This window comes from Burkholderia sp. AU4i (assembly GCF_000466765.1).
Lineage (GTDB): Bacteria > Pseudomonadota > Gammaproteobacteria > Burkholderiales > Burkholderiaceae > Burkholderia > Burkholderia cepacia.
The window spans coordinates 1-17,052 of record NZ_ASSI01000158.1; the positions used below are offsets into that span (position 1 = coordinate 1).

Below are 17,052 nucleotides of genomic sequence, written 5' to 3' on the forward strand. Positions count from 1 at the left end.
CGCGGCTCGCGTCGGTCGGCCGCGCCGACGGCCCGCTGCTGCCGGGTGCCGCGCCGCTGTCGTTCGACGCGTTCGCGCGGCGCGCGCTGACCGAGAAGTTCGACCTGTGCCAGTTCGAATTCGAATCGCAGCCGTGGCGCTTCGACCGCGCGACGGTGAAGCGCCTGCGCGTGCCGCTCGCACTCGCCGCGGCGACGCTCGGCGTGGCGGTGATCGGGATGAACCTGCACTGGTGGAAGCTGTCGCGCGAGCGCGATGCGCTGTCGGCGCAGATCACCGAGACACTGCTGTCCGCATTCCCGAAGACGACGACGGTGCTCGATCCGCCCGCGCAGATGCAGCGCCAGCTCGATCAGCTGCGCGTGGCGGCCGGCGAGCTGTCGCCGAACGATTTCCTCGCGCTGTCGAGCGGGCTGTCGCGATCGATGGGTGCGCTGCCGCTGAACGGCATCGCGTCGCTCGACTATCACGACCGCCGGCTCGACGTCGGCTTCAAGCCGGAGGTCAAGGTCGATCCCGATTTCACGCAGCGCCTCGCGCGTAACGGACTGTCCGGCGAAGTCGACAGCAATACGGGCAAATGGACGATCCGGAGCCGCTCATGAAGACGGAACAACTGAACCAGACGCTGGCCCAGTTCTGGGGCGAGCGCTCGCCGCGCGAAAAAATGCTGCTCGGCTGGGGCGGCGCCGTGCTGGCGGTCGCGATCGCGTATTCGGTGCTGTGGTCGCCCGCGCAGGAAGGCCGCGCGCGGATCCAGCGCGAGCTGCCGACGATGCGCCGCGAGCTCGCGCAGATGACCGCGCAGGCGAACGAGGCGAAGTCGCTGGCGGCCGCCGCGCAAGGCGTGGCACCGACCGGCCTCGCGCTGAAGGACGCGCTGACCGCGTCGCTGTCCGATCACGGGATGCAGGGTGCGCAGGTACAGATCGTCGGCAACGGCGTGCAGATCCAGATGAAGAACGTGTCGTTCCCGGCGTGGACGCAGTGGCTCGACGATGCGCGCCGGCAGTTCAAGGTGCAGGTCGGCGAGGCGCATGCCACTGCGCTGAAGGACGACGGCCAGGTCGACCTGACGGCCGTGATGCAACCGTCTACGCAGAAATGACGCAGTGGATGACGCAAGTGGCGGTCGGCCGATGAGGCCGGGGATCAGGCGGCTCGCCACCGCATTGCCGTGGGTACTGGCGGGCGGACTGGCGACGGCGGTGACGCTCGTCGCGCTCGCGCCGGCCGCGTGGATCGCGCCGCAGTTCGCGCGCGCGACCGGCGGGCACGTGAATCTCGTCGATCCGGACGGGTCGCTGTGGCACGGTTCGGGCACGCTGATGCTCGCGCCGGGGGCCGACCAGAGCGCGGCGACGCTGCTGCCGGGCCGGGTCGAATGGACCACGGGCTTCTGGCCGCTCCTGACCGGGCGCGTGCAGATGCGCATGCGGCAGACCGACGCGATGCCGGATGCGGTCACGCTCGATGCGACGTGGCGCGGCGCGGTGTTGTCGGCGGGCACGATGGCCGTGCCGGCGTCGCTGCTCGCGGGGCTCGGCACGCCGTTCAACACGCTCGACCTGCAAGGCGACGTGCGGCTCGGCTGGAGCGACTGGCGCCTGATCGGCAACAACGCGTTCGGCCAGCTGACGGTGACGATCGACTCGATGAGTTCGCGCATCTCGCGCGTGAAGCCGCTCGGTTCGTACCGCGCGGTGCTGCAGGCGAAGGGGGCCGGCGCCGATCTCGACCTGTCGACGACGCAGGGCCCGCTGTTTCTCGACGGCCACGGCAACTTCGGCCCCGGCCAGGGATCGTTCCGCGGCACCGCGCATTCGGCGCCCGAGCAGCAGGCGAACCTCGCCGGGCTCCTGAACCTGCTCGGCCACCCGATCGGGAACAACGAGGTTTCGCTGATCTTCGGCGACGCGCAGCGCTGACGCGCGCGTCGCCCTTTCCTTCCTACTTCTGCGCGAGCGGCGCGGCGACCGACGGTGCGGTGGCCGCCGGCGCGGCCGCACCGGACGCCGGCACGGGTGCGGGCGCCGCCATGTCGCCGTTCTCGCGCGCCATCTCCGCGACGTTCCACCCGCCGCCGAGCGCCTTCACGAGCCCGACCGACGACACCATCCGCTGGCCGGCGATCGTCGCGAGCTTCTGCTGCGCGGTGAACGCGGTGGTCTGCGCGGTCAGCACGTTCAGGTACGCGACCGTGCCGGCCTTGTACTGGTTCGTGACGATTGCGAGCGCGTGCTCGGCGCTGTCGACGGCCTGCCGCTGCACGTCGATTTCCTGCGCGAGGATGCGTTGCGACGCGAGGTTGTCCTCGACGTCCTGGAATGCGGTGAGCACCGCGAGGCGGTACGCGGCGACGTCCTGGTCGTAGGTCGCACGCGCGGCGTCGGTCTGCGCGGCGCGCAGCCCTGCGTCGAACAGCGTGGCCGCGAGCTGCGGGCCGACCGTCCAGAAACGCGCCGGCAGCGTGAACAGCTGCGACCACACCGAGCTCTGGAAGCCGCCGGTGGCCGACAGCGTCAGGGTCGGGAAGAACGCCGAGATCGCGACGCCGATCTGCTCGTTCGCAGCCGCCGCACGGCGCTCGGCCGCCGCGATGTCGGGCCGGCGCTCGAGGATCGCGGACGGCACGTCGACCGGCGTGATCGGCGGCTCGGCCGCGAGCGGATTCGGCGGCAGCGAGAAGGTCGACGCCGGTTCGCCGATCAGCGTCGCGATTGCATGCTCGTACTGCGCGCGCGCGACGCCATTGTCGATCGACGCCGCCTGCGCGCTTTGCAGTTGCGTCTGCGCCTGGATCACGTCCGCGCGCGCGGCGACGCCCTGCGCGTACTGGTTCTGCGTGAGCGTCAGCGACCGCTGGTACGACTTCACGGTGTCGTCGAGCAGCTTCTGCAGCGCATCGGATGTGCGCAGCTGGTAATAGGTTTGCGCGAGCAGCGCCTGCTGCGACAGCCGCGCGTTCGCGAGATCGGCCGCGGCCGCCGCTTCGCCGGCGCGTTGCGCGCTGACGGTACGGCTCACCTTGCCCCACAGGTCGGGTTCCCAGCTCGCGTCGAGACCGACGCTGTAGCTGTTGTTGATCGAACCGGACGAGCCGCTGCCGAAACCCGACGACGAACCCGACGATACCGACGTGCGCGGCGTGCGGGCGCGCGAGCCCGACGCGGTCAGCCCGACGGTCGGGAAGTACGCGGCACGCGCCTCGGTGACGAGCGCGCGCGCCTTCCGGTAAGCGGCCGCCGATTGCGCGATGGTCTGGTTCGATGCATTGAGCTTGCCGATCAGCGCATCGAGCTGCGGATCGTTGTAGACCGTCCACCACGGGCCGCGATCGGTGCGGTCGGCGGGTTGCGCGACCTTCCAGCCGGCCGGCGCTTCCTTGTATGCGGCGGGGATCGACGTGTCGGGCCGGTGATAGTCGGGCCCGACGGCGCAGCCGGCGAGCAGCACGGCCGTCGCGACGGCGACGGCGGCGCTCAGCGGGCGAAGGGCGCGCGGGAGGGAGGCGTACGGCATGGTGATTTTCCTGTCTGGGCGCGACGTCCGGCGAGCGGCGTCGCGCGATGCGGTCGTCGTGCCGCTGGCGGACAAATGGTAACTGACGGCGGGATAGCTGCGCAGCCCAAAGGGTACGGTGCGCGGCGACAGGAATGTGTTACCGGCGCGAGCGGCCGGTTTACCGGCCATTACGGCTCGCTGGCCGGAAGACGGGCGGGCGGTGCCGGCCGTGCGGGGCGCGGCCGGGGTTCGGGACGGAACCCGGACGAAACAGTCGGGAAGGCAGGCGGAAGGTGCGCGCCGTCAGTGGCAGCGCGCGGGCAGCGGGAGCGGTTCGGCGGCGGGCCGCCATGTCGACGGCTCCGTCGCGGCCGGCTGGCCCGTGCGGCGCGCACCGTCTTTCGCGTTGCGCTGCCGGCGATGATCGAACCATGCCACCCCGAGCGCCGCGAGCGAACCGCCCGGCACCACCAGCATCGTCACGTACAGCGCGATCTTCCAGCCGCGGTGCGGCCCGGAAAACACATGGTGAGCGGTATCGGTCAGGTTGCGGCGCAGCGCGCCGGCGGCATTTTTCAGGAACAGCATCGCGAACATCCTCGGGTGCCCGGCAGCGCGGGCGAATCGGTCAGAACATAGTCTCCGGCAGTGCAACATGCACGTCGTAACTGGTAGTCTCGAATAATATTGACTAAGCAATCAATTTTCAAGATACTGGGCGCGTTCAAATCCGAAACGCACTATTGCTGCGCGCGCAATCGCATGACCGGCGGCCTCTACGATCCCGAGAACATCACGCTGGAAACGAGCCTCGGCTATTACCTGTCGAAGGCGAAGCAGGCGCTCGTCGAGCGGATGGATCGCGCGCTCGAGCCGCTCGACCTCACCGCGCAGCAGATCGGCGTGATCCTGCTGCTGGCGCGCGGTTATGCGCGTACACCGTTCGAGCTGTCCCGCAAGATGTCGTACGACAGCGGCTCGATGACCCGAATGCTCGACCGGCTCGAACGCAAGGGGCTGATTGCCCGCTCGCGCAGCGAGCAGGACCGCCGGATGATCGAGCTGACGCTGACCGAACGCGGCGCCGACGCTGCCCGTGCGCTGCCGTCGCTGATCGCGACCGCGCTCAACGCGCAGCTCGACGGTTTCTCGGCCGACGAGCTTGCGACGCTCACCGGCCTGCTGCAACGCTTCATCGCCAACGGGCCCGGCACCGCCGGTTGCCCGAAACCCGACGACGAAGCGGACTGCTGATGTGCGCGGAGGCCCTCATGTCTAGGTTAAGCGTTCGCTTATTTATCTGTCTGGGCAGAAGATGACAGGGCACGCGCTCCCTTTTTCCCTTTATCCGTTCCACCCGGCCGGGCTGCGCTGCGGCGCACACCCGTGCGTTGTGCCGGCGCGTCGCGCGCGCCGCGTCTAGGAGATTTCGATGTCCGCCACCACGGCATCCGCCGCCTCCCCCGCCGCCGAACCCGCGCCGCTGTCCGGCGGCGCCCTCGCGCTGCTCACCGTCGGGCTGGCGCTCGGCACCTTCATGGAAGTGCTCGACACGTCGATCGCGAACGTCGCGGTGCCGACCATCTCGGGCAGCCTCGGCGTCGCGACGAGCGAAGGCACCTGGGTGATCTCGTCGTACTCGGTCGCGTCCGCGATCGCGGTGCCGCTTACCGGCTGGCTCGCGCGGCGCGTCGGCGAGGTGCGGCTGTTCACGCTGTCGGTGCTCGCGTTCACGATCGCGTCGGCGCTGTGCGGCCTGGCGACCAACTTCGAGACGCTGATCGCGTTCCGGCTGCTGCAGGGCCTCGTGTCGGGGCCGATGGTGCCGCTGTCGCAGACGATCCTGATGCGCAGCTACCCGCCCGCGAAGCGCGGGCTCGCACTCGGGTTATGGGCGATGACGGTGATCGTCGCGCCGATCTTCGGCCCGCTGCTGGGCGGCTGGATCAGCGACAACTACACGTGGCCGTGGATCTTCTACATCAACCTGCCGATCGGCATCTTCTCGGCGACCTGCGCGTATTTCCTGCTGCGCGGCCGCGAGACGAAGACGACGAAGCAGCGGATCGACGCGATCGGCCTCGCGCTGCTCGTGATCGGCGTGTCGTGCCTGCAGATGATGCTCGACCTCGGCAAGGACCGCGACTGGTTCAACTCGACGTTCATCGTCGCGCTCGCGCTGATCGCGGTCGTGTCGCTCGCGTTCATGCTCGTGTGGGAGGCGACCGAGAAGGAACCGGTGGTCGACCTGTCGCTCTTCAAGGACCGCAACTTCGCGCTCGGCGCGATGATCATCTCGTTCGGCTTCATGGCGTTCTTCGGCTCGGTCGTGATCTTCCCGCTGTGGCTGCAGACGGTGATGGGCTACACGGCGGGCAAGGCCGGCCTCGCGACCGCGCCGGTCGGGCTGCTCGCGCTCGTGCTGTCGCCGCTGATCGGCCGCAACATGCACCGGCTCGACCTGCGGATGGTCGCGAGCTTCGCGTTCATCGTGTTCGCCGGCGTGTCGATCTGGAACTCGACGTTTACGCTCGACGTGCCGTTCAACCATGTGATCCTGCCGCGTCTCGTGCAGGGGATCGGCGTCGCGTGCTTCTTCGTGCCGATGACGACGATCACGCTGTCGAGCATCTCCGACGAGCGGCTCGCGAGCGCGTCGGGGCTGTCGAACTTCCTGCGCACGCTGTCGGGCGCGATCGGCACCGCGGCCAGCTCGACGTTCTGGGAGAACGACGCGATCTACCACCACGCGCGGCTGTCGGAATCGGTGAGCGTGTATGCGCAGAGCACGACCGACTACCAGGGCGCGCTGTCGCAGCTCGGCATCGTCGGCCAGACGGCCAACGCGCAGCTCAACCAGCTCGTCACGCAGCAGGGCTTCATGATGGCGACCAACGACTTCTTCCTGTTGTCGGCCTTCATGTTCGGCGCGCTCGCGGCGCTCGTGTGGATCACGAAGCCGAGGAAGGGGGCGGGGCCGGCGATGGGGCATTGAAATCGGCAAGCTGTTCGAGGGTGACGCATGAAGTTGCTGCTCGATACACGCCTGCTTCTTTGGGCGGCAGCCGGTGCGGCCGAACTGCCCGCCCGCGCCGGTGCGCTCATCGAGGATCCCGCCTGTACACCGCTTTTCAGCATCGCGAGCCTCTGGGAGATCGTCATCACGCGTGGCCTGGATCGCGACGATTTCCAGGTGGACCCAAACGTGCTCCGTCGCAATCTCCTCGATGACGGCTACATGGAATTGCCGATCACGAGCGCACACGCACTTGCAGTCGAACAACTGCCGTCGATCCATCGAGATCCGTTTGACCGTCTCCTGGTCGCGCAGGCAATCTCGAAAGGCATTACGCTGCTTACGCACGACCCTGCCGTCGCCCGCTATCCGGGCCCGATCAGGCACGTCTGAGTGCGCCGGGCATCGCCCGGCCGTCACGCCCTCGCCCGCAACCCGCCGAACGCCAGATCGTCGCCGGGCGCGATGGGCAGCGTCGCCCGCGCGACGTCGAGCCACGCGCGCGCCGCGTGCGACAGATACCCCTTCTTCAGCCAGCCGAGCGCGATCGCCCACGTGATTTCCGGCTCGACGATCGGCCGGCACGTGAACTGACCCGCGTCGAGCCGCCGGCAATACGGCTCGGGCAGCAGCGCGATGCCGACCCCCGCATGCACGAGCGCGGCCATGAAATCCCAGTGGCCGCTGCGGCTCACGATCGACGGCGTGAAGCCGGCCTGCCGGCACGCGTCCAGCACCGCGTCGTGCAGCGCGAGGCTTTCCGCGTAGAACACGAACGACTCGCGCGCGAGATCCGCGAGCGGCACGGCCGCGTGATCCTCCCAGCGCGACTCGCGCGGCGCGACGAGCCACAACGGCGCACGCACCATCGGCAGCCGCTCGAAGATGCCGGGATCCACCGGCTCCAGCAGCCCGCCGAGTTCCAGTTCACCCGACGTCAGCGCGGCCTCGATCATCCGCGCGCCCTGCTCGAACAGCTTCAGCTCGATGTTCGGGTAGCGCTGCTTGTACGCGGCGATGATCGGCGTGAACAGCGAGCCGCCGAGCGGCGGGATGCCGATCGTCAGCTCGCCGCGCCCGAGCGTGCCGAGATCGTTCAGCTCCGACTGCAGCTGCGCCTGCGCGGCGAGCACGTCCTGGCCGCGCTGGAACACGATCCGCCCCGCGTCGGTCAGCACCATCTGCCGACCATCCCGCAGCAGCAGCGGCGAACCGATCTCGTCCTCCAGCGCCTTCACCATCTTGCTGATGGTCGGCTGGGTCACGAACAGCCTGTCGGCGGCCGCCGTGAAGCTCTGCTGGCGAACCACCTCGACGAAGTACCGCAGTGCGCGCAATTCCATCGATCACTCCCCAGATTGGTGCAACGAACACAATCAGAATTCCGAATTGGAATGATAAGAATAGAGACAAGTCATTTTATTTATGGTTAGGGGAAACCCTATACTCCTCCCATCAACGCAATATCTGTATGGAGCCTGCCATGACCAAGCCGACCGCTACTGCCGCCGCCCGCCCCGCCGCTTCGGGCAGCATTGCGCACACGGGCCGGATCGTGCTGCAGGCCGCCGCGCTCGGCGTGCTGTGGATGGCGGTCGACTGGGCCGTGCGCAGGATCGGGCTGCCGATTCCGTCCGGCGTGATCGGCCTCGCGGTACTCCTCGTGCTGCTGTTCTCGGGCCGCGTCGCACCTGCGTGGGTGAAGGACGGCGCGAACTGGCTGCTGTCCGACATGCTGCTGTTCTTCGTGCCGGCCGCCGTCGCGGCCGTGCAATACGGCGGGTTGTTCCGCGAGGACGGCTGGCGCATCGCGCTGGTAATGCTCGCCGGCACCGCGTTCGTGATGGTCGCAGTGGCCGTCGCGGTCGACCTCGCCGCAAAGCTCGAGCGCCGGCTCGCCGCGCAGCGCGTGTTCGCCGAACGCCGCCGCGCGCGCCTCGCCACCGTGTCCGCCCACTGAGCCGGAGCCTGCCATGTTGCCGCTGCTGTCGAGCCTGTCCGCCGACCACGTGAATACCGCGATCTCGATCGGCTGCTTCGTTCTGACGGTCGCGCTGTATTTCGCGTCGAAGCGGCTCTACGCGTACAGGAAGACGCTGCTGTTCTCGCCGCTCGTGTTCGTGCCGGGCGTGCTGGTGCTGCTCGTGCTGCTGACCGGCATCCCGTATTCGGTCTACTTCCGCGACACGCGCTGGCTGATGTGGCTGCTCGGCCCGGCGACGATCGCGTTCGCGGTGCCGATCTACGACTATCGCGACCTGATCCGCCGCCACTGGCTGTCGCTGTCGGTCGGCGTCGCGGTCGGGATCGGCGCGGGCGTGTGCGGCTCGCTGCTGCTCGCGAAGCTGCTGCACCTGTCGCCTGAGCTGCAGCGCTCGCTGATGACGCGCTCGGTCTCGACCCCGTTCGCGCTCGCCGTCTCCGACAAGATCCATGCGCCGAAGGACCTCACCGCCCTGTTCGTGATCGCGACCGGCATCTGCGGGATGCTGCTCGGCGAGATCGTGCTCGCGCTGGTGCCGATGCGCACGCGGCTCGCGCGCGGTGCGCTGTTCGGCGCGGCCGCCCACGGCGTGGGCACCGCGAAGGCGCGCGAGATCGGCAGCGAGGAAGGCGTCGTGTCGAGCCTCACGATGATGATCGCGGGCGTCGCGATGGTGCTGATCGCGCCGCTGCTGTCGCTGTTGCCGATCTGACGTCGTTCGGGCGGGCGCCACGGCTCGCCCTCCCACCGTTCCTCGCTTTTCCCGCCTGACGGAGCGCCGGCCCGCCGCCGCGGCCGGTTTCCCCCGCCGTTCCTGCCCTGCATCGAGCCGCGCCGGCCGACAATCGGCTGAGATAGCCGCAAATCCCCCCTCTTTTCCGCCCATCAGGCTCGGCCCGGATGCCGAACAATGCATGCTACGAGACATCACGCACGCATCCACATGGCCTCCACGACCGCAAACCCGACCGCCGACAAGCCGGCTTCGTCCGGCAAGTTCAAGCGCATCGCGCTCATCGCCGTCATCGCGCTGGGCGCGGCGGCCGCCGCAGCCGGCGGCATGTACGTGTTCCTGAGCAAGGAAGGCGTCGGCCATGCGAGCGCGCCCGCCGAGCCGGCGCCGCTGGCCGCGCCGGTGTTCTTCCCGCTCGACCCGCTGACCGTGAACCTGCAGTCCGACGACGGCGCGCAGCACTACCTGCGTGTCGGCCTGTCGCTGAAGCTCACCGACCCGAAGGCGCAGGAGCAGCTGACTGCGCGGATGCCGGAGATCCGCAGCCGGATCCTGCTCGCGCTGTCGAACAAGCATCCCGAGGATCTGGCGACGCCGGACGGCAAACGTTCGCTCGCGAAGGAACTGCGGGAACTGATCGAACAGCCGACGCAGCCGGGCAACCAGCGCGCGAAGGTCGACGACGTGCTGTTCACCGAATTCGTCGTCCAGTAACGCGGCCGCGAAAGGAGCGCGTATGGGCCACCAGGAGTTCATGTCCCAGGAGGAGGTCGATGCCCTCCTCAAGGGCGTCACGGGCGAAACCGATTCGGTCGACGAGCAGCGCGACACGTCGGGCGTCCGCCCCTACAACATCGCGACGCAGGAGCGGATCGTCCGCGGCCGGATGCCCGGCCTCGAGATCATCAACGACCGCTTCGCGCGCCTGTTGCGGATCGGCATCTTCAACTTCATGCGGCGCACGGCGGAAATTTCCGTCAGCCAGGTGAAGGTGCAGAAGTACAGCGAGTTCACCCGCAACCTGCCGATCCCGACGAACCTGAACCTCGTGCACGTGAAGCCGCTGCGCGGCACGTCGCTGTTCGTGTTCGACCCGAACCTCGTGTTCTTCGTCGTCGACAACCTGTTCGGCGGCGACGGGCGCTTCCACACGCGCGTCGAGGGCCGCGATTTCACGGCCACCGAGCAGCGGATCATCGGCAAGCTGCTGAACCTCGTGTTCGAGCACTACACGACCGCGTGGAAGAGCGTGCGGCCGCTGCAGTTCGAATTCGTGCGCTCGGAGATGCACACGCAGTTCGCGAACGTCGCGACGCCGAACGAGATCGTGATCGTCACGCAGTTCTCGATCGAGTTCGGGCCGACGGGCGGCACGCTGCACATCTGCATGCCGTACTCGATGGTCGAGCCGATCCGCGACGTGCTCGCATCGCCGATCCAGGGCGAGGCGCTCGAAGTCGACCGCCGCTGGGTGCGCGTGCTGTCGCAGCAGGTGCAGGCCGCCGAGGTCGAGCTGACCGCGAATCTCGCCGAGATCTCGTCGACCTTCGAGAAGATCCTGAACCTGCGCGCGGGCGACGTGCTGCCGCTGGAGATCGAGGACACGATCACCGCGAAGGTCGACGGCGTGCCGGTGATGGAATGCGGCTACGGAATTTTCAATGGTCAATATGCGTTGCGCGTGCAGAAGATGATCAGCGCGGGCGACGCGATGAAGGAAGGTGGATATGAGTGAGCTGAACCAGACGCCCGAGGACGACGCGCAAGCGATGGCCGACGCGGCCCTCGCGGCCTCGGCCGCCGCCGCGCAGGCGGCACCGGCCGCAGCGGAGGAAGATCCGGGCATGGACGACTGGGCCGCCGCGCTCGCCGAGCAGAACCAGCAGCCGGTGCAGCCGGGCGCGACGGGCGCCGGCGTGTTCCAGCCGCTGTCGAAGGCCGCGGCCAGCTCGACGCACAACGACATCGAGATGATCCTCGACATCCCGGTCAAGATGACCGTGGAGCTCGGCCGCACGAAGATCGCGATCCGCAACCTGCTGCAGCTCGCGCAGGGTTCGGTCGTCGAGCTGGACGGCATGGCCGGCGAGCCGATGGACGTGCTCGTGAACGGCTGCCTGATCGCGCAGGGCGAGGTGGTGGTCGTCAACGACAAGTTCGGCATCCGCCTGACCGACATCATCACGCCGGCCGAACGCATCCGGAAGCTGAATCGATGAACGTGGCTAAGCCCGGCCGCCGTGCGCGCATCGCGAGGGCGGTGGCGGCTGTCGCGGCCATCGCGGCGTCGCTCGCGTGCGCACCGGCCGGTGCCGCCGACATGAACGCGGTGAACCACGCCGGGGCGATCGCATCGAGCGTGGCCGTCGGTTCGGCCGCGCCGTCGCTGGGCATCGGCGCGGTGCTGCAGACCCTCGTCGGGCTCGCGGTCGTGATCGGTCTCGTGTTCGCGTGCGCGTGGCTCGCGCGTCGCTTCGGCTTCCAGCACGTGCGCCGCGGCGGCCCGCTGAAGGTCGTGTCGAGCGTCGCGGTGGGCGCCAAGGAAAGCGCGACGATCGTCGAGATCGGCGACACCTGGCTCGTGCTCGGCGTCGCGCCGGGCAACGTGCGGCTGCTGCATGCGCTGCCGGCCGGTTCGGCGGCGGCCGGTGCGACGACCGCCCCGACCGGCGCACCTTCCGGCGCCGCACCGTCCGAAGGCGGCCTGCCCGGTACGTTCGGCTCGCGGTTTCGCGACGCGCTCGCGGGCGAAGCCGTGAAGCGCCTCGGTCGCGGCAAGGACCGCTGACATGGCGCCGCGCCCTCTTTCCGACTCCGCATTTCGATGAAACACGCACTCCTGCATCGCGCGGCGCGCTTCGCGCCCGTGCTGATCCTCTGCCTCGCCCCCGCGCTCGCCTGCGCGCAGGCGAACGGCCTGCCCGCGTTCAACGCGAGCCCGGGCCCGCACGGCGGCACCACCTATTCGCTGAGCGTGCAGACGATGCTGCTGCTCACGATGCTGTCGTTCCTGCCGGCGATGCTGCTGATGATGACGAGCTTCACGCGCATCATCATCGTGCTGTCGCTGCTGCGCCAGGCGCTCGGCACCGCGACGACGCCGCCGAACCAGGTGCTCGTCGGCCTCGCGATGTTCCTCACCTTCTTCGTGATGTCGCCGGTGCTCGACCGGGCCTACAACGACGGCTACAAGCCGTTTTCCGACGGCTCGATGCCGATGGAGCAGGCCGTGCAGCGCGGCGTCGCGCCGTTCAAGACCTTCATGCTGAAGCAGACCCGCGAGACCGATCTCGCGCTGTTCGCGAAGATCTCGAAGGCCGCGCCGATGCAGGGCCCGGAAGACGTGCCGCTGTCGCTGCTGGTGCCGGCGTTCGTCACGAGCGAGCTGAAGACCGGCTTCCAGATCGGCTTCACGGTCTTCATCCCGTTCCTGATCATCGACATGGTCGTCGCGAGCGTGCTGATGTCGATGGGGATGATGATGGTGTCGCCGTCCACCGTGTCGCTGCCGTTCAAGCTGATGCTGTTCGTGCTGGTCGACGGCTGGCAGCTGCTGATCGGCTCGCTCGCGCAGAGCTTCACGTAAGCCGCGGAGGAAACGCACGATGACGCCCGAACAGGTGATGACCCTCGCGCACCAGGCCATGATGGTCGGCCTGCTGCTCTCCGCCCCGCTGCTGCTGGTCGCGCTCGCGGTCGGCCTCGTCGTGAGCCTGTTCCAGGCCGCGACGCAGATCAACGAAGCGACGCTGTCGTTCATCCCGAAACTGCTCGCGGTGGCCGCGACGCTCGTGATCGCCGGCCCGTGGATGATGACGACGATGCTCGACTACCTGCGGCAGACGCTGTTGCACGTCGCGACGCTCGGCGTCGGCTGAGCCGCGCGCGCACGATCCGGCGGCGATGTTCTCGGTTACCTACGCGCAGCTCAACGGCTGGCTCACGGCGTTCCTGTGGCCGTTCGTGCGGATGCTCGCGCTCGTCGCGACCGCGCCCGTCGTGGGCCACGCATCGGTGCCCGCGCGCGTGAAGATCGGCCTGGCCGCGTTCATGGCGCTGGTCGTCGCGCCGACGCTCGGCGCGATGCCGGACGTCACCGTGTTTTCCGCGCAGGGCATCTGGATCCTCGTCACGCAGTTCCTGATCGGCGCCGCGATGGGCTTCACGATGCAGATCGTGTTCGCGGCCGTCGAGGCGGCCGGCGACTTCATCGGGTTGTCGATGGGGCTCGGCTTCGCCACCTTCTTCGATCCGCACACGAGCGGCGCGACGCCCGTGATGGGCCGCTTCCTGAACGCGGTCGCGATGCTCGCGTTCCTCGCGGTGGGCGGCCACCTGCAGGTGTTCGCCGCGCTCACCGCGTCGTTCCAGTCGCTGCCGGTGTCGGCCGACCTGCTGCACGCGCCCGGCTGGCGCACGCTCGCCGCGTTCGGCACGACGGTGTTCGGGATGGGGCTGCTGCTCTCGCTGCCGGTGGTCGCGGCGCTCCTGATCACGAACCTCGCGCTCGGCATCCTGAACCGCGCGGCGCCGCAGATCGGCGTGTTCCAGATCGGCTTTCCCGTCACGATGCTCGTCGGGCTGTTGCTCGTGCAGCTGATGGTGCCGAACCTCGTGCCGTTCGTGTCGCACCTGTTCGACATGGGGGTCGACGCGATGGGGCGGGTGCTGATCGGCTGGCGGTGATGCGCCGGTGATTCGTCACGAGATCGGGGCGCTGCCTCGGCCAATTCATCGCGATCTCGTATCGATTCAGCGCGCATTCGCCCGGCTAAATGGCGGCGATTCTGCCGATCGATCCGGAAAGGATTCGATCGTCGGATGACGATACTCGCCAGCGTGTTGCGAGCAGCATGGCCAAGCGTTGACCGCTGCCAACGGCGGAGCGCTGGTGCCGCGGTTGCAACAGTGCGGCCTTGTCAGACTGTCGATGTGTTTGCTGGTGGTTGTGTTTCGTTCCGGCCGGACGTCCTCGGTGCGCTCCTGTGCAGCAACGCGCACGCCGGTGCATTGCACGGCCTGCCGCTATTTCCGCTCGGCGCTCCGCCGCGTCGCACTGTTCGCAAGCCTGCCGGCACCTGTCCGAAATTGGACGAACGACGATATCGTGCCGCTCCCCGCCACTGAATAATCTCCGCTTTGCGGCGCGACATCGCCGCGGTTCTCGCGACCGTCAGGCAGCGGCGCGTACAGGCAGATGATTTCGACACGATCCTTCCGGCTGGTGGCCGTTCTCGGCTGGCTCGGCGCCGCATGGCCGGCGCACGCGGCCGACCTGCTCGACGCGGTGAACGCGGCGCGGCGGTTCGATGCGGGCATCGGCGCGGCACGCAACGCGCAGCTCGCCGGCCGCGAGAAACGCTGGCAAGGTCTTGCGGGGCTACTGCCGCGTGCGGAGCTCAACGGCAGCTACACGAAGCAGGACCAGCCCACCGCCGCGTACGCAGCGGCGGTCCGCCGTCACAGCGTGTCCGCAACCGTCACGCAGCCGCTGTTCGACGTGTCCCGCGTCGCAGATTTCAAGCGCGGCGGCACGCTCGCCGACCAAGCCGACATCGAGTACGAGAAAGCGTCGCAAACCCTGATCACCGATGTCGCCGGCGCCTATTTCGACGTCCTGTTCGGACGCGAAGTGCTGCAGGCCGCCGAAGCCGCGCAGCAGGCATTCCACAAGCAACTCGAGCAGGCGCAGGCCGCGCTGCGGATCGGCGACGGCACGCGGACCGACGTCGACGAGGCGCGCGCGAATCTCGACGAAGCGCTGGCGCGTACGGTGAGCGCGCAAACGGATCTGGCGATCGCGAACGGCACGCTGCAGCGGATCACCGGGTTGACGGCGACCGAGCTGGCGCCGATCTCGTGGCAATGCGCGCCGCGGGCCGCGCCGGTCGATCTCGCGACCGCGATGGACGACGCGGCCCGCGACAACGTCGACGTGCGGATCGCCGGCAAGCTGCTCGACCAGTCGCAGGCCGACATCGTCGCCGCGACGGGCGCGCACCTGCCGGTCGTGAACCTGCAGGCGAGCTACGGCACGAACTGGAGCCGCGGCGCCAACGAGAACGGGCTCGACGCCGTGTTTGGCACGACGTCGAAAACCCGCTCGTCGATGATCGGCGTGACGGTCACGATCCCGCTGTTCGCCGGCGGCGGCCCGCTGTCGGCGAGCCGCGAAGCGTACCGCCGGCGCGACCAGGCGCGCGATGCGCTCGAGGATGCGCGCCGCAAGGCTCGCGAACACGCCCGTGCCGCGTATCTCGGCATCACCAACGGCATCGCGCTGATCCGCGCGCAGGAGCGCGCGCTCGCGTCGGCCGACAGCAAGGTGAAGTCGACCCGCCTCGGGCGCGAAGTCGGGCTGCGCACACAGATCGACGAACTGAATGCGCAGCAGCGCTATTTCGAAGCGATCCGCGATCTCGCCGACGCCCGCTATCGCTACCTGCGTGCGCGGCTGCAACTGTCCGCCGCGCTCGGCACGCTCGGCGACGACGACGTGGCCGCAATCGGCTGCCGCGCTGACGGCCCGGCGCCGGCCGGGAGAGTCCGCTCATGACCGATTCCCTGTTCCGCCAGGAAGCGCTCGACGCGACCCGGCACAAGCTGATGGGTACCGTCAGCCTGTATTCGCCGCCCTGGCGCTGGCTGACGATCGGCGTCGCGACCGCGCTGACGCTGGTGGTCGTTGCGTTCTTCGTGTTCGGCAGCTACACGAAGCGTGAGCGCGTGGCCGGCCAGCTGTTACCGGCGCAAGGGCTGCTGTCGGTGGCGCCGCCGCTGACCGGCACGGTGACCGGCCTGCGCGTGCGCGAAGGCCAGACGGTCGCGGCCGGGGCGGAATTGCTGGCGATCTCGGCCGAAGTGGCGACCGAGCTCGGCGGCACGCGCGAGACGGTGGCACGGCAACTGAAGTTCCAGCGTTCGCGCCTGGAGACCGATCTGACCAGCCAATCGCAACTGAGCAGAGAAGCGCAGCGCGGCCTGCGCACGCGCGAGGCGGCGCTGGACGACCAGCTCACGCAGATCGCGCGGCAGCACGCGCAGCGGCTGCGCCAGGCCGAGCTCGCGCAACGCCAGCTCGACAAGCTGCAGTCGATGCGCGCGCAGGGTTATGCGTCGAACAGCCAGGTCGAGCAGCAGGAAGGCGTGCTGCTCGACGCGCAGGCGCGGCTGCAGGAACTCGCCCGCCAGCGGCTCGAGGTCGGCCAGCAACTCGACCAGACCCGCCAGCAGCTGCGCGAGCTGCCGCTCACCACCCGCAACCAGCAGAACGACATCGAGCGCAAGCTCGCGGACGTCGAGCAGTCGATCGCTGAGAACGAAGCGCGTCGCACGGTCATCCTGCGCGCACCGCAGGCGAGCGTCGTGGCCGCGCTGCTCGCGAAGCCCGGGCAGATCGTCAACGCGGGCCAGTCGGCCGTGTCGCTGTTGCCGCAAGGCGCGCCGCTCGAAGCGCAACTGATGGTGCCGAGCCGCGCGATCGGCTTCGTGCGCACCGGCGCGCGCGTCGTGCTGCGCTACGAGGCGTACCCGTTCCAGAAATTCGGCCAGCAGTTCGGGCACGTGACCGAGGTGTCGCGTACCGCGCTGTCGCCGCAGGAAGTCGCGAACCTGACCGGGCGCGCCAACGTGCCGGAGCAGCTCTACCGCGTCGTTGTCGCGCTCGATCGCCAGGACATCGTCGCGTACGGCAAGCACGAGGCGCTGCGGCCCGGGATGGCGCTCGAGGCCGACGTGCTGATCGACCGGCGCCGGCTGGTCGAGTGGGTGCTCGAGCCGCTGTATGCACTCGGCCGCCGCGTGTCGGCCTGATGC

General features: G+C 68.9%; 20 protein-coding genes. 17 read left to right on the plus strand and 3 right to left on the minus strand.

The window, feature by feature from the left end; translation table 11 throughout:
• From gspL to L810_RS31220, 3 genes are all read left to right on the plus strand, one after another.
• The coding region (gene gspL, locus L810_RS31210; RefSeq protein WP_042976871.1) for a type II secretion system protein GspL at positions 1-605 on the plus strand (605 nt) is incomplete at its 5' end.
• Complete coding sequence (gspM, locus tag L810_RS31215; RefSeq protein ID WP_021162223.1) at positions 602-1,108, plus strand: type II secretion system protein GspM; 507 nt, start codon at positions 602-604, stop codon at positions 1,106-1,108. The genes gspL and gspM, both read left to right, overlap by 4 nt.
• Positions 1,109-1,139: 31 nt before the next feature.
• A complete protein-coding gene (locus tag L810_RS31220) occupies positions 1,140-1,928 on the plus strand; it encodes a type II secretion system protein N (protein WP_021162224.1) in 789 nt (262 codons plus the stop codon).
• Between the two features lie 22 nt (positions 1,929-1,950).
• Here the strand turns inward: L810_RS31220 and L810_RS31225 are convergent, their stop codons facing one another.
• On the minus strand, positions 1,951-3,522 hold the full coding sequence (locus tag L810_RS31225; protein WP_021162225.1) for an efflux transporter outer membrane subunit: 1,572 nt from the start codon (positions 3,520-3,522) through the stop codon (positions 1,951-1,953).
• 285 nt (positions 3,523-3,807) lie between these two features.
• Positions 3,808-4,092, minus strand: coding sequence for a hypothetical protein (locus L810_RS31230; protein ID WP_048023998.1), 285 nt, complete (start codon positions 4,090-4,092; stop codon positions 3,808-3,810).
• 174 nt (positions 4,093-4,266) lie between these two features.
• Here L810_RS31230 and L810_RS31235 point away from each other — a divergent pair, with 174 nt between their 5' ends.
• The 3 genes from L810_RS31235 (at position 4,267) to L810_RS31245 (ending at position 6,913) form a co-directional block, all read left to right on the plus strand.
• Positions 4,267-4,758 carry a MarR family winged helix-turn-helix transcriptional regulator gene (locus L810_RS31235; RefSeq protein WP_042976873.1) on the plus strand — a complete coding sequence of 164 codons (492 nt, stop codon included), beginning with the start codon at positions 4,267-4,269 and terminating at the stop codon, positions 4,756-4,758.
• A gap of 178 nt (positions 4,759-4,936) precedes the next feature.
• Positions 4,937-6,499, plus strand: a complete 1,563-nt coding sequence (locus tag L810_RS31240; protein ID WP_021162228.1) for a DHA2 family efflux MFS transporter permease subunit — start codon at positions 4,937-4,939, stop codon at positions 6,497-6,499.
• A 27-nt stretch (positions 6,500-6,526) separates the two neighbouring features.
• The gene (locus L810_RS31245) at positions 6,527-6,913 is read left to right on the plus strand and encodes a type II toxin-antitoxin system VapC family toxin (RefSeq protein ID WP_021162229.1); all 387 of its coding nucleotides are present in this window, start codon (positions 6,527-6,529) and stop codon (positions 6,911-6,913) included.
• A gap of 23 nt (positions 6,914-6,936) precedes the next feature.
• On the opposite strand, the gene L810_RS31250 is transcribed toward L810_RS31245, so the two are convergent.
• Positions 6,937-7,863 (minus strand): LysR family transcriptional regulator, encoded by a 927-nt coding sequence (locus tag L810_RS31250; protein ID WP_021162230.1) that lies wholly within the window; start codon positions 7,861-7,863, stop codon positions 6,937-6,939.
• A 140-nt stretch (positions 7,864-8,003) separates the two neighbouring features.
• On the opposite strand from L810_RS31250, the gene L810_RS31255 reads away from it, so the two are divergent.
• From L810_RS31255 to L810_RS31305, 11 genes are all read left to right on the plus strand, one after another.
• Positions 8,004-8,480 (plus strand): CidA/LrgA family protein, encoded by a 477-nt coding sequence (locus L810_RS31255; RefSeq protein WP_021162231.1) that lies wholly within the window; start codon positions 8,004-8,006, stop codon positions 8,478-8,480.
• 13 nt (positions 8,481-8,493) lie between these two features.
• Positions 8,494-9,216: an LrgB family protein gene (locus L810_RS31260; RefSeq protein ID WP_021162232.1), complete on the plus strand. Its 723-nt coding sequence runs from the start codon at positions 8,494-8,496 to the stop codon at positions 9,214-9,216.
• Positions 9,217-9,414: 198 nt separating this feature from the next.
• Positions 9,415-9,951, plus strand: a complete 537-nt coding sequence (gene fliL / locus L810_RS31265; RefSeq protein ID WP_049097223.1) for a flagellar basal body-associated protein FliL — start codon at positions 9,415-9,417, stop codon at positions 9,949-9,951.
• A 22-nt stretch (positions 9,952-9,973) separates the two neighbouring features.
• A complete protein-coding gene (fliM, locus tag L810_RS31270; protein WP_021162234.1) occupies positions 9,974-10,972 on the plus strand; it encodes a flagellar motor switch protein FliM in 999 nt (332 codons plus the stop codon).
• Positions 10,965-11,456: a flagellar motor switch protein FliN gene (gene fliN, locus L810_RS31275; protein ID WP_021162235.1), complete on the plus strand. Its 492-nt coding sequence runs from the start codon at positions 10,965-10,967 to the stop codon at positions 11,454-11,456. Before fliM ends, fliN begins: the two co-directional genes overlap by 8 nt.
• Positions 11,453-12,025, plus strand: coding sequence for a flagellar biosynthetic protein FliO (gene fliO / locus L810_RS31280; protein WP_042976875.1), 573 nt, complete (start codon positions 11,453-11,455; stop codon positions 12,023-12,025). Before fliN ends, fliO begins: the two co-directional genes overlap by 4 nt.
• Before the next feature lie 36 nt (positions 12,026-12,061).
• Entirely contained in the window at positions 12,062-12,823 is a 762-nt protein-coding gene (fliP, locus tag L810_RS31285; protein ID WP_021162237.1) for a flagellar type III secretion system pore protein FliP, read from the plus strand.
• A gap of 19 nt (positions 12,824-12,842) precedes the next feature.
• A complete protein-coding gene (gene fliQ / locus L810_RS31290; RefSeq protein ID WP_021162238.1) occupies positions 12,843-13,115 on the plus strand; it encodes a flagellar biosynthesis protein FliQ in 273 nt (90 codons plus the stop codon).
• A 25-nt stretch (positions 13,116-13,140) separates the two neighbouring features.
• A complete protein-coding gene (gene fliR / locus L810_RS31295) occupies positions 13,141-13,923 on the plus strand; it encodes a flagellar biosynthetic protein FliR (protein WP_021162239.1) in 783 nt (260 codons plus the stop codon).
• A 511-nt stretch (positions 13,924-14,434) separates the two neighbouring features.
• The gene (locus L810_RS31300) at positions 14,435-15,793 is read left to right on the plus strand and encodes a TolC family outer membrane protein (protein ID WP_051392348.1); all 1,359 of its coding nucleotides are present in this window, start codon (positions 14,435-14,437) and stop codon (positions 15,791-15,793) included.
• Complete coding sequence (locus L810_RS31305) at positions 15,790-17,049, plus strand: HlyD family secretion protein (RefSeq protein ID WP_021162243.1); 1,260 nt, start codon at positions 15,790-15,792, stop codon at positions 17,047-17,049. Before L810_RS31300 ends, L810_RS31305 begins: the two co-directional genes overlap by 4 nt.
• The last annotated feature ends 3 nt before the right edge of the window (positions 17,050-17,052 follow it).

Bases quoted from the DNA above. Each gene is read 5' to 3' on its own strand.
- gspM (WP_021162223.1), top strand. From the start codon at position 602: ATGAAGACGGAACAACTGAACCAGACGCTGGCCCAGTTCTGGGGCGAG.
- fliO (WP_042976875.1), top strand. From the start codon at position 11,453: ATGAACGTGGCTAAGCCCGGCCGCCGTGCGCGCATCGCGAGGGCGGTG.
- fliN (WP_021162235.1), top strand. From the start codon at position 10,965: ATGAGTGAGCTGAACCAGACGCCCGAGGACGACGCGCAAGCGATGGCC.
- L810_RS31255 (WP_021162231.1), top strand. From the start codon at position 8,004: ATGACCAAGCCGACCGCTACTGCCGCCGCCCGCCCCGCCGCTTCGGGC.
- L810_RS31220 (WP_021162224.1), top strand. From the start codon at position 1,140: ATGAGGCCGGGGATCAGGCGGCTCGCCACCGCATTGCCGTGGGTACTG.
- L810_RS31225 (WP_021162225.1), bottom strand. From the start codon at position 3,522: ATGCCGTACGCCTCCCTCCCGCGCGCCCTTCGCCCGCTGAGCGCCGCC.
- L810_RS31305 (WP_021162243.1), top strand. From the start codon at position 15,790: ATGACCGATTCCCTGTTCCGCCAGGAAGCGCTCGACGCGACCCGGCAC.
- L810_RS31235 (WP_042976873.1), top strand. From the start codon at position 4,267: ATGACCGGCGGCCTCTACGATCCCGAGAACATCACGCTGGAAACGAGC.
- fliL (WP_049097223.1), top strand. From the start codon at position 9,415: ATGCATGCTACGAGACATCACGCACGCATCCACATGGCCTCCACGACC.
- L810_RS31230 (WP_048023998.1), bottom strand. From the start codon at position 4,092: ATGCTGTTCCTGAAAAATGCCGCCGGCGCGCTGCGCCGCAACCTGACC.
- fliR (WP_021162239.1), top strand. From the start codon at position 13,141: ATGTTCTCGGTTACCTACGCGCAGCTCAACGGCTGGCTCACGGCGTTC.
- L810_RS31300 (WP_051392348.1), top strand. From the start codon at position 14,435: ATGATTTCGACACGATCCTTCCGGCTGGTGGCCGTTCTCGGCTGGCTC.
- L810_RS31240 (WP_021162228.1), top strand. From the start codon at position 4,937: ATGTCCGCCACCACGGCATCCGCCGCCTCCCCCGCCGCCGAACCCGCG.
- fliM (WP_021162234.1), top strand. From the start codon at position 9,974: ATGGGCCACCAGGAGTTCATGTCCCAGGAGGAGGTCGATGCCCTCCTC.
- L810_RS31245 (WP_021162229.1), top strand. From the start codon at position 6,527: ATGAAGTTGCTGCTCGATACACGCCTGCTTCTTTGGGCGGCAGCCGGT.
- L810_RS31250 (WP_021162230.1), bottom strand. From the start codon at position 7,863: ATGGAATTGCGCGCACTGCGGTACTTCGTCGAGGTGGTTCGCCAGCAG.
- fliQ (WP_021162238.1), top strand. From the start codon at position 12,843: ATGACGCCCGAACAGGTGATGACCCTCGCGCACCAGGCCATGATGGTC.
- fliP (WP_021162237.1), top strand. From the start codon at position 12,062: ATGAAACACGCACTCCTGCATCGCGCGGCGCGCTTCGCGCCCGTGCTG.
- L810_RS31260 (WP_021162232.1), top strand. From the start codon at position 8,494: ATGTTGCCGCTGCTGTCGAGCCTGTCCGCCGACCACGTGAATACCGCG.